At 66.5% G+C, this 9979-nt stretch carries 14 protein-coding genes; 2 read left to right on the top strand and 12 right to left on the bottom strand.

The window, feature by feature from the left end:
- On the bottom strand, window positions 1–845 hold an 845-nt coding region (lepB, locus tag AC2VOP_RS08890; protein WP_486960616.1), incomplete at its 3' end, for a signal peptidase I.
- An 82-nt stretch (window positions 846–927) separates the two neighbouring features.
- Window positions 928–1269, bottom strand: coding sequence for a 50S ribosomal protein L19 (rplS, locus tag AC2VOP_RS08885; RefSeq protein WP_486960618.1), 342 nt, complete (start codon window positions 1267–1269; stop codon window positions 928–930).
- 341 nt (window positions 1270–1610) lie between these two features.
- Between rplS and AC2VOP_RS08880 the strand changes: the two genes are divergently transcribed.
- Window positions 1611–2537 carry a serine hydrolase gene (locus AC2VOP_RS08880; protein WP_486960615.1) on the top strand — a complete coding sequence of 309 codons (927 nt, stop codon included), beginning with the start codon at window positions 1611–1613 and terminating at the stop codon, window positions 2535–2537.
- Between the two features lie 3 nt (window positions 2538–2540).
- On the opposite strand, the gene trmD is transcribed toward AC2VOP_RS08880, so the two are convergent.
- The 7 genes from trmD to tnpA all read right to left on the bottom strand — a co-directional run bounded on the left by trmD (window position 2541) and on the right by tnpA (window position 6921).
- The gene (gene trmD, locus AC2VOP_RS08875; RefSeq protein ID WP_486960614.1) at window positions 2541–3227 is read right to left on the bottom strand and encodes a tRNA (guanosine(37)-N1)-methyltransferase TrmD; all 687 of its coding nucleotides are present in this window, start codon (window positions 3225–3227) and stop codon (window positions 2541–2543) included.
- An 11-nt stretch (window positions 3228–3238) separates the two neighbouring features.
- The gene (rimM, locus tag AC2VOP_RS08870; RefSeq protein WP_486960613.1) at window positions 3239–3760 is read right to left on the bottom strand and encodes a ribosome maturation factor RimM; all 522 of its coding nucleotides are present in this window, start codon (window positions 3758–3760) and stop codon (window positions 3239–3241) included.
- Window positions 3761–3782: 22 nt separating this feature from the next.
- Window positions 3783–4025, bottom strand: a complete 243-nt coding sequence (locus AC2VOP_RS08865; RefSeq protein WP_486960612.1) for an RNA-binding protein — start codon at window positions 4023–4025, stop codon at window positions 3783–3785.
- Window positions 4026–4032: 7 nt separating this feature from the next.
- The gene (gene rpsP, locus AC2VOP_RS08860) at window positions 4033–4575 is read right to left on the bottom strand and encodes a 30S ribosomal protein S16 (protein ID WP_486960611.1); all 543 of its coding nucleotides are present in this window, start codon (window positions 4573–4575) and stop codon (window positions 4033–4035) included.
- Between the two features lie 191 nt (window positions 4576–4766).
- Window positions 4767–5186 (bottom strand): nuclear transport factor 2 family protein, encoded by a 420-nt coding sequence (locus AC2VOP_RS08855; protein WP_486960617.1) that lies wholly within the window; start codon window positions 5184–5186, stop codon window positions 4767–4769.
- A complete protein-coding gene (locus tag AC2VOP_RS08850) occupies window positions 5180–6514 on the bottom strand; it encodes an RNA-guided endonuclease InsQ/TnpB family protein (RefSeq protein WP_486960610.1) in 1335 nt (444 codons plus the stop codon). The genes AC2VOP_RS08855 and AC2VOP_RS08850 overlap by 7 nt, the downstream gene beginning before the upstream one ends.
- The gene (gene tnpA / locus AC2VOP_RS08845; protein WP_486960609.1) at window positions 6514–6921 is read right to left on the bottom strand and encodes an IS200/IS605 family transposase; all 408 of its coding nucleotides are present in this window, start codon (window positions 6919–6921) and stop codon (window positions 6514–6516) included. Before tnpA ends, AC2VOP_RS08850 begins: the two co-directional genes overlap by 1 nt.
- A 104-nt stretch (window positions 6922–7025) precedes the next feature.
- On the opposite strand from tnpA, the gene AC2VOP_RS08840 reads away from it, so the two are divergent.
- Window positions 7026–7238 carry a type II toxin-antitoxin system VapC family toxin gene (locus AC2VOP_RS08840; protein ID WP_486960608.1) on the top strand — a complete coding sequence of 71 codons (213 nt, stop codon included), beginning with the start codon at window positions 7026–7028 and terminating at the stop codon, window positions 7236–7238.
- A gap of 20 nt (window positions 7239–7258) precedes the next feature.
- On the opposite strand, the gene AC2VOP_RS08835 is transcribed toward AC2VOP_RS08840, so the two are convergent.
- The 3 genes from AC2VOP_RS08835 to AC2VOP_RS08825 form a co-directional block, all read right to left on the bottom strand.
- A complete protein-coding gene (locus AC2VOP_RS08835; protein WP_486960607.1) occupies window positions 7259–8458 on the bottom strand; it encodes a dihydrolipoamide acetyltransferase family protein in 1200 nt (399 codons plus the stop codon).
- On the bottom strand, window positions 8455–9510 hold the full coding sequence (locus AC2VOP_RS08830; RefSeq protein WP_486960606.1) for an alpha-ketoacid dehydrogenase subunit beta: 1056 nt from the start codon (window positions 9508–9510) through the stop codon (window positions 8455–8457). Before AC2VOP_RS08830 ends, AC2VOP_RS08835 begins: the two co-directional genes overlap by 4 nt.
- Window positions 9507–9979, bottom strand: a 473-nt coding sequence (locus AC2VOP_RS08825) for a thiamine pyrophosphate-dependent enzyme (RefSeq protein ID WP_486960605.1), incomplete at its 5' end; no start/stop codon positions are given. The genes AC2VOP_RS08830 and AC2VOP_RS08825, both read right to left, overlap by 4 nt.

Raw genomic sequence — 9979 nt, 5'->3', positions numbered from 1 at the left:
CAGCGCGACGGCGGCCAGACGATGAACTCGGCCTTGCCGATGACGTTGCTCAACGGCACGGTTCCCGCATCCGGATCGCCGGTGCACAGCACACCGTTGTGCAAACCAGCCGGGCTGCTGGCACAATGCGCGCGCGCATCAGCCGAGTGGGTGCGGTTGTCACCCATCATCCACAGCCGCCCGGGTGGAACGGTCACCGGCCCGAACTCCCTGCCCAGGCACGGGTAGACCATCGGGTCGGCCATCATGGTGACCGGGTTGAGGTACGGCTCGTGCAGCGGCTTGCCGTCGACGGTCAGCCCGGTGTCGTTGCGGCACTGCACCGTCTGGCCGCCGACCGCGATAACCCGCTTGACCAGGTCGTTTTCGTCGGGCGGCAGGAAACCCACGAAGGACAGCGCGTTTTGCAGCCAGCGCAGCGCGGTGTTGTGCGACCGGATCGACCGGTAACCGATGTTCCAGGACGGCGGGCCCCGGAAGACGATGACGTCACCGGGCTGCGGCGATGAGAAACGGTAGCTGAGCTTGTCGACCATGATGCGGTCCCCGACACACCCGGGGCAGCCGTGCAGGGTGGGTTCCATGGATTCCGACGGGATGAGGTACGGGCGCGCCACGAAGGTCAGCGTCAGATAGTAGAGCAGCACCGCGATCGACACCAGGACCACCGTCTCACGCAACGCCGAACGCTTGTTCCCCTCCGGCGCGGCCTGGCCGGCGGAGGCCTCCGAGTCGTCCGGGGTCTCCGGGGGTCCCGGGGTTATCGCCTGCTCAGCAGCTGCCGCAAGCTCTGGCTGGCCGCCCTCGGGACGGTTCTCGGCTGACGAGTCCGTGGTTTCGGTCACGAAGTCAGGGTAGTCAGGGCAGCAAGCCGGCCAGCGGCACCCCGAACCAAACGGGGCCAGACGGTGGCAGGCGCCACCACCGTCAACGCTTCTCCTTGACCTTGGCTTTCTTGCCGCGCAACTCACGCAGGTAATACAGCTTGGCACGGCGGACATCACCGCGGACCGCCACGTCGATGTGGTCGATATTCGGCGAATGAACCGGGAAGGTGCGCTCCACACCGACGCCGTAACTCTCCTTGCGCACCGTGAACGTCTCGCGGACCCCGCTGCCCTGACGCCGGAGCACCACCCCCTTGAACACCTGGATACGTTCCTTGGCGCCCTCGATCACCTTCACGTGCACGTTGACGGTGTCACCGGGCCCGAAGACCGGGATGTCGTCGCGCAGCGACGCCTTGTCGACAAAGTCGAGCGTGTTCATGTTCTCCGGTCCTCCAGGTGTGCTCTCGCGGGGTGCGCCGACGTCGCCGAGCCGACGGGTTCGGGCACAATGCCGTGCCGGGTAGCGAAGCACCGACAGCTCTTGGCCCATCGCCGATCCGCCGAATCGCTGCCGGACAACTCCTCAATTGTGCCAGACGGCGTGCGTGCAGGTGAAATCAGGGAAATCGCCGCAGCTGCTACTTCCAGGACGGCCGCGCCCATGGTAGAGCTGAGAGCTAACCGCACGAGCCGGATGAGCGCACGGTAATCTGTCCGCGGGCCGCCGACAGTGCGAGCCAGTCCGCTTGGATGTTTGCGCTACCCATGTCGAGGAGGCCTATGCGCACGCGACCGTCGGTGCTCTTCCTGACCGTCATCATGGTGGTGTCGACGGTGCTGTTCGGGTGTGACGGAAAAGTCTATGCCGGATACCGTATGGACCCGCCGGCACCGCCGCCGCGGGTCACAGCCGTCACACCGGTGGCCACAGCGATCGACGCACCCCGGGCACCGGCCATACACTCGGCAATCGCATTCGACACACTCGAAGCCCGGATGCAGCAGGCCACCGCCGAAGCCGCCGCCGACGGTGCCACCATCTCAATGGCAGTGCTCGACCGGGCCACTCACCAGATGGTCACCAACGGCAACACCCAGGCCATCGCCATCGCATCGGTGGCCAAGCTCTTCATCGCCGACGATATGCTGCTGCGCGAACCCCGGACGCGCGGCGACCTGTCCGGCGATGACCTAGCCGCGCTGGACGACATGCTCCGGTCCTCCGACGACGGGGCCGCGGAGAAATTCTGGAACCTCAACGGTGAGGATGCGATCGTCAGCCGGATCGCGGCTCGGTACGGGCTGTCGGCCACCGCACCACCGTCCAACGGCGCCTGGTGGAACACCATCAGCACAGCACCTGACCTGGCACGATACTACGACATGCTGCTCGACGGGTCCGGTGGCCTGCCCGCGGATCGGGCCAACATCATCATCAACGACCTGGCCCGGTCCACCCCGATCGGAATCGACGGCTACCCACAGCGGTTCGGCATCCCGGAAGGCGTGTACGCCGAACCGGTCGCGGTCAAGCAGGGCTGGATGTGCTGCATCGGCAGCAGCTGGATGCATTTGTCGACGGGAGTGGTCGGCTCGGATCGCCGTTACGTGGTGGTGATCGAGTCCCTGCAACCCAGTGACGACGCCACCGCGCGGGCGACGATCACCCGCGCCGTCCAGACCGTGTTCCCCGACGGGCGGATCTGACCTTCAGCCCAGCAGATCCGGTCGACGTTCCCGGGTTCTCTGCAGGGCAGCTGCGTCCCGCCAGGCGGTGATCCGCGCATGGTCGCCGGAGAGCAGCACTTCGGGCACCTGCAGGCCCCGCCAATTCTGCGGTCGGGTATAGCTGGGCCCTTCGAGCAGTCCGTCGCGACCCGGTGAGTGTGAATCGTCGTGGTGCGACAGCGGATTGCCCAGCACATCGGGCATCAGCCGCAGCACCGTCTCGATCATCACCAGGGCCGCGGACTCCCCGCCGGGCAATACATAGTCTCCGATGGAGAACTCCTCCACCCGCATCCGCCGGGCGGCGTCCTCGACGACCCGTTGATCGATGCCTTCGTAACGACCGCAGGCGATCACCAGATGGTCTTCGCCGGTCCATCGTCGTGCGGTGGCCTGGGTAAACAGTCTGCCGGCCGGGGTGGGGACGACGAGAAGTGTCTGCGGTGAACATATCTCATCGAGCGCCTCGCCCCAGACCGGAGCCTTCATCACCATCCCGGGGCCACCGCCGTACGGTGCGTCGTCGACCGAGCGGTGCACGTCATGCGTCCAACGCCGCAGGTCGTGCACTCTAAGCTCGACAACCCCGGAATCGATCGCCTTACCCGGCAATGACTGTCGCAGCGGCTCCAGGTAGCCAGGGAAGATCGTCACGACGTCGATTTTCATGTCGACAACCACTAAGCTCTCAGCTGCAGCAAGCCATCGGGCGGATCGATCTCGGCAATGCCGTCGTCCAGCGACACCGATGTCACGATCTCGGCGACGAACGGCACCAACAGCTCGTCGCCGGCAGAGCAACGCACCGCCAGCAGTTCGCCTGCGGCGGTGTGCAGCACCTCGGTGACGGACCCGATCTCCTCGCCTGAAATAGTGTGCACCCGAAGACCTTCCAGTTGGTGATCGTAGAAGGTATCCGGGTCGGCGATCGGCGGTAGGTCAGCAGAGTCGATCACGAACACGCTGCCGCGCAGCGCTTCGGCAGCGTCGCGATCGGCCACCCCGGCCAGCCGCAGCAGCAGCCGCACCCCGTGCTCACGTACCGCCTCGACAACGTAGCCGCACCGCGGTTTACCGGGGCTTTTGGCCAACAATGTCGCCCCGGGGGCGAACCGGACTTCGGGGTCGTCGGTGCGGACTTCGACGACGACTTCGCCCGAGGTGCCGTGCGCCTTCAGCACACGCCCGACGGTCAGCTCCATCAACGCTCCATGAGCGGGTTGACTAGCGGTCGGTGTCCACCACGTCGACACGGATACCGCGCCCGCCGATGCCGGCTACCAGGGTGCGCAACGCGGTGGCGGTGCGTCCGCCACGGCCGATCACCTTGCCCAGATCATCGGGATGGACATGAACTTCGAGGGTGCGTCCGCGCCGGTTTGTCACCATGTCGATCCTTACATCGTCGGGATTGTCGACGATGCCTCGAACCAGATGCTCGACGGCGTCCACTACGACGGTGCTCATCGCCGGGTCAGCTCTCGGTAGCCGGTTCAGTGGCCGACTCACTGGCCCGTTCAGGGGCGCTGGCTTCTGCCGTGGCATCGGGCTCAGCGATCGAATCCTCCTCGGCCGCTTCGTCTTTATTGGCGTCTTTCTTGGCCACCTTCTTGGCCACCTTCTTGGCGGGTGCCCTCTTCTTCTTCGGCGTGGTGGCCTCGGTGTCGGGACTGCCCTCGGCTTGGGCCAGTGCGGCGTTGAACAGCTCCAGCTTGCTCGGCTTGGGTGCGGCGACCTTCAACCTGCCCTCGGCACCGGGTAGGCCTTTGAACTTCTGCCAGTCTCCGGTGACCTTCAGCAGCTTGAGCACAGGTTCGGTGGGCTGAGCGCCGACCGAGAGCCAGTACTGAGCACGCTCGGAGTTGATCTCGATGAGGCTCGGCTCTTCCCTCGGGTGGTAGCGGCCGATGACCTCGATGGCGCGGCCGTCTCGGCGGGTACGTGCATCGGCAACGGCGATGCGGTACTGCGGGTCGCGGATCTTGCCGAGCCGGGTGAGCTTGATCTTCACAGCCATGATTACGCGAATTCTCCTGTGGCGTCACGCGGCAATTCAGCGGTCCGGGCAGGTTGCCCGGACCCGGTTTTGCCTCGCGTGTCTGACGCGCCGCGCGACACCCGAAACGTCACGGTCGCGCAGCGGACAGCGGCCCAGTCTAGCCGCAGCGGCGTCAGGAGCCAATTCCGGCGGGCCGGATCAGAGCCGGATCACACGATCCGGTCGAAGCACTTCGACTCGACGCGCCGGGACATCCTCCAGCCGTCGGCGGTGCGGACGAATTCGTCGTCGTACCACAACCCGCAGAACAGCACCTGCCGCTGGTCACCGGCCAGCATCATCGGATTGAAGCAGATTGTCCGCGAGGTGGCGGTGTCGCCGTCGATGTGCACATCGAAGTTTCCCAGCATATGCGCGTAGGCGGGAAAGTTCGGCAGCACTTCGGCCAGCCACGCCTTCACCTGTGGATAACGACCCTCGATACCACCCATGGCGCGGTAGTCGATGTAGGCGTCCGGGGTGAATACCGCGTCGAGGTCGTCGAATCGGCGTAGGTCGATGGCGGTGGAGTAGTCAATCAGCAGCTGCTGGATCTCCAACCGGTCGGAGATTTCGGCCAGGCTCAACATGCTTCGATTGAACACGTTGACATCCTCCGGATGGCTGAAGCCGCCGGATTCCAACCTGTTATACGGGTTGGAGCAGTAATTCCTCGCGGTTTCCTGCTGGTTCCTGCTGGTTCCTGCTTCGGCGTCTCTGCCGCACCCGAGGGTGCGGCAGATTCTCGGCAGGCAGTGACCGCAAGCCCTGCGGCCAGGATATTTTTGGTGGCGTTGACGTCCGCGTGCTCGCCGGGACCGCAGCGTTGGCAGACGAATTCCCCTTGGCTGACGCGATTCTCGGGTGCTGCGTGACCGCAGCACTCACACCCGTCGGAGGTGTGCCGGGGGTCGACCTCGATCCAGGTGCGCCCAGCGTCTTCCGCTTTGGCGCGCAGTATCGAGACGAACTGGCCCCAGCCAGCGTCACTGATCGATCGGTTCAGCCCGGACTTCGCCCGGGCGCCGTTGGGGAGGAACTGACCGGGGTTGTCCGGATCAGGTTTGGGTTTCGCCCGGCGAACCATGTTCGCGATCATGAGATCCTCCACCGCCAGTAGGTCGTAACGAGCGACGAGTTCGCGGGCATGTTTGTGGTGAAAGTCTTGACGCCGGTTAGCGATCTTACGGTGCCTCGCGGCCACCGTCTCCCGACGCGCGACCCGGTTATTGGAGCCCCGCTTCGCGCGCTGCAATCGTTGCTGAGCCGCCTCCAGTCGGGCGGCCTCCTGACGCGCCCATCGCGGATTGGCGACCTCGGTGCCATCAGAGAGCGTCGCATAGGTCACCACCCCGACATCGACACCGGCCTGGCGTCCGGTGTCCGGCAGTGGGTTGGTCGGCACGTCGTCGCACGAGAGCACCAGCATCCACTTGCGGCCTTGGGGTTTGATCTGGATCGTCTTCACCCGCCCGGCCACCTGCCGGTGCAGATGCACCTTCACCGACCCGACACCCTGCAGATATACACGCTTGGCCTCGGGTAGCCAGCGCGCCCCGTCACCACCTTTGGGCCACTCCACCGAATCGAAGCGGTGCTTACCCTTGAACCGCGGGTAGCCGGGCTTGTCGCCGCGTTTGACGCGGCGGAAAAACCCGTCGAACGCCTTGGTCAACCGCCGCAGCGTGGCCTGTTGACTGGAAAACGACCACACCGCCTGATCCGGCCGCACTTTACGGATCTCCGACAGCTGCGCCGACTGATCCCCGTAGTAAATACGAGTCTTGCTGTGCGCCCAGGCATCCCGGCGTTCCTGCAGTTCGGCGTTGTAGAGTTCACGGTGCGCATCCACACATGCCGCCAACGCGACATGCTGGCGGGCCGTCGGACGTAACCGGAACACATACGCGCGCCGCATCAGGCCACCGCGTCCCACTGGTGCTCGATGTAGCGCCGCACCGTCGACTCCGAGACGTATCCGACCGAGGCGGCGAAATACAACGGCGACCACAACACCTTCGCGAACCGCCGCAAGTACGGGAACTCCGCGCGGAGCACGCGGGCGGTGCGGCCCTTGAACGCCCGCACCACCACCGCTGGCGGGTCGGTCGGGCCGACCCGCACGAACAGGTGCACGTGATCGGGCATCACCTCGGCGGCCACGATCTCCCAACCATGCTCGGCGGCGATCTGCCCCAACAACTCTGTGCAACGGGCCGCTACCCGGCCCCCCAACACTCGCCGCCGGTACTTCGGGCACCACACCAAGTGCAGGCCCAGTGTGCAGACCCCGCCCGTGGTGCGGCGAAACCGGCGCTCCGACATGCCCTCACCTTACGAAACGACACCGACAAACTCTCGCAGCAACGCGGGTCACCAGCCCCGATTCCCCCGACGGCTAAAGCCGCCGGTCCCCTCGGGGCGTACTGATGGACATCGTCGAGGTGGACGAACAGGTCCCAACCCGTGCGGCTGATCTGACGCACCGCTTCGCCCTGCGTGGTTACGACGCCGTGCACTGCACGGCAGCCCAGCAACTCGATGACGACGACCTCGTAGCTGCGTCCGGAGACCAGCGCCTGCTGACCGCATGGCGGGCACTCGGTATGGCAACCTATGACACCAACCAGAGTCCGCACTGACGATGAGGTCTCACAAGGTCTCACAGGTCCAGCAGCGCGGTATCCGGAGACTCGATCAGGTTCCGGAGCTCGCCGAGAAACCCGGCCACCTGCGCGCCGTCGGCGACGCGGTGGTCGAACACACAGGTCAGCGTCATCTGCGGGCGGGCCACCACCGCACCGTCGAGCACCACCGGCCGGGGCTTGAGTGATCCCATCCCCACGATCGCGGCCTCCGGGTAGTTGATCACCGGCACACCGTCGTCGAGACCGAGGGCACCGAAATTGGAGACGGTGAACGTCGAGCCGGCCAACTCGGTCGGCTTGAGGACACCGGAGCGGGCATCGCGGATCAGCCTGGCCACGCAGCCGGCCAGCTCGCGGGTGGTCCTGCGATGCGCGTCGACGACCACCGGCACCAGCAGGCCACGGGGCGCGGCCACCGCGAAGCCGAGGTGCACGGCACGGTGCGTGCACACCTGCGGGCCGTCCGGCCCGTCCACCCAGGTCGAATTGAGCACCCGATGGTGGGTCAACGCGATGACAAGCAGGCGCAGGGTGAGCACAAACGGGGTGATCGCCGCGTCTGCAGACCCGCCGGCGCCGGTTTTGCCGAGCCGGTCACACAGCTGCAGCAGGTTGACGCAGTCGACCTGCACGCTGGCATGTGCATCGGGAATCTTGCTGCGCGACAGCGTCATCCGTTCAGCCATCGCCGCCTGCACCAAGCTCACCGGCAACACGTCGTCACCGGAGCGCTCACCGGCCGAAGCCGCCAGCACGGCTTCGGAGGTGATCACCCCGTCTCGCCCCGGCGGCACCTCAGTCAGGTCAATTCCCAGCTCGGCTGCCAGCTTGCGGGCGGCGGGCTTGGCCCTGGGGCGCCTGGTGGCGGTCCGGCGGCTGGTGTCGAAAGCGTCGTCGGCTCCGTATCCGACCAGCACGGGCCTGCGGGCACCGGCTTCGCCGCCGGTGTCGATGCGCACCAGCATCGAGCCGACCGCCAGCACATCACCCGGCGCGCCGCCGAGTTCGACGATCCGGCCGGCGTACGGGCTGGGGATCTCCACCTGGGCTTTGGCGGTCTCCACCGAGCACAGCGTCTGGTTGAGCTCGACATGCTCACCGACGGCGACGTTCCAGCCGGTCAGCGTCACCTCTTCCAGGCCCTCGCCGAGGTCGGGAACCAGAAACGGTTTCGCGCGGTCTTTCTCGGCGTCTTTTTCGGCGTCCCGGCTCACGGGAGCTCCAACGCATGCCCGACGCAGTCCAGCAACCGGTCCGGTCCTGGCAGCCATAACCGCTCCAACCGGGCGGGTGGGTACGGCGTGTCAAACCCGCAGGCCCGCAACACCGGTGCCTCCAGCTCGTAGAACAGCTCCTCCTGGATGCGGGCAGCCAGCTCCGCGCCGTAGCCGAGGGTGCGTGGACCCTCGTGCATAACCACGCACCGCCCGGTCCGGCGGACCGACGCGGCGACGGTGTCGAAATCCAGCGGCACCAGCGACCGCAGGTCAATCACCTCCAGACTCCAACGATGTTGCCGCGCACCGATTTCCGCTGCAGACAGTGCGGTTCGCACCAGCCCGCCATAGGTCACCACGGTGACGTCGGTACCGGGTCTGCGCACGGCAGCCCGGCCGATCGCCGGTCCCGGACTACCGGTGTCGACGATCCCGCGGGCCCAGTAGCGCCGCTTCGGCTCGAGAAACATCACCGGATCCGGGCAAGAGATCGCGTGCCGCAGCAGCCAGTAGGCGTCGGCCGGCGTCGACGGAACCACCACTTTCAGGCCGGCGGTGTGCGCCCAGTAAGACTCGGTGGATTCCGAATGATGTTCGGCCGCACCGATACCGCCGAACGAGGGTATCCGGACGGTGACCGGCATCGCGACCTCGCCGCGGGTACGAGTCCGATACTTGGCCAGATGGCTGACCAGCTGATCGACTGCGGGGTAGGTGAATCCGTCGAACTGGATCTCCGGCACCGGAACGAAGCCGCGCAGCGCCAGTCCGACGGCGATGCCGATCACCGCGGACTCAGCCAGCGGCGTGTCGAAACTGCGCTGTTCGCCGAAGATCTCGGCCAGTCCCTCGGTGACCCGGAAGACCCCGCCCTGCACCCCGACGTCGGTGCCGAATACCAACACCTTCTCGTCGGCGGCCATCGCGTCGCGCAGGGCGCGGTTGAGTGCCTGCACCATCGTCAGCTGCTCGGTGGATACGTTCGCCGCATTCCCGGTCGCCGGGACGGGTGTGGTCGAACGGGTGGAGGGCTCGGCGATCTGGGTCATCTGCCCGTCTCCCCCTGCCCAGCCAGTTCGGCGCGCAGCGCCCGGCGCTGTTCTCGCAGCGCGGGTGTGATCTCGGCGTAGACGGTGGTGAACAGCTCGTCGGCGTCGATGTCGGCGGCACCGCAGACAGCGTCGCGCAGTTCGGACCGCAGTCGCTTCGCCCGGGCGGTGAGCGCTTCCTCCTGGCGTTGGTTCCACCGGCCGTTGCGCTGCAGATAGGTCCGGTAGCGCGGGATCGGGTCCAGCGCGGCCCACCGGTCCACTTCCCGCTGGCTGCGGTATCTGGTCGGGTCGTCGGAGGTGGTGTGCGGGCCGAGCCGGTAAGTGACCGCTTCGATCAGGGTCGGGCCGCCGCCACCCCGAGCCCGGTCAGCTGCTTCGGCCATCACCGCGTAGCAGGCCAGCGGATCGTTGCCGTCGACCCGGATGCCGGGCATCCCGTAGCCGATCGCCCGGTGCGCGATCGACG

Source organism: Mycobacterium sp. TH-M106 (assembly GCF_057473765.1).
The sequence above is the reverse complement of the archived record's forward strand: the minus strand, read 5'-3'. Positions and strand labels throughout refer to the sequence as shown.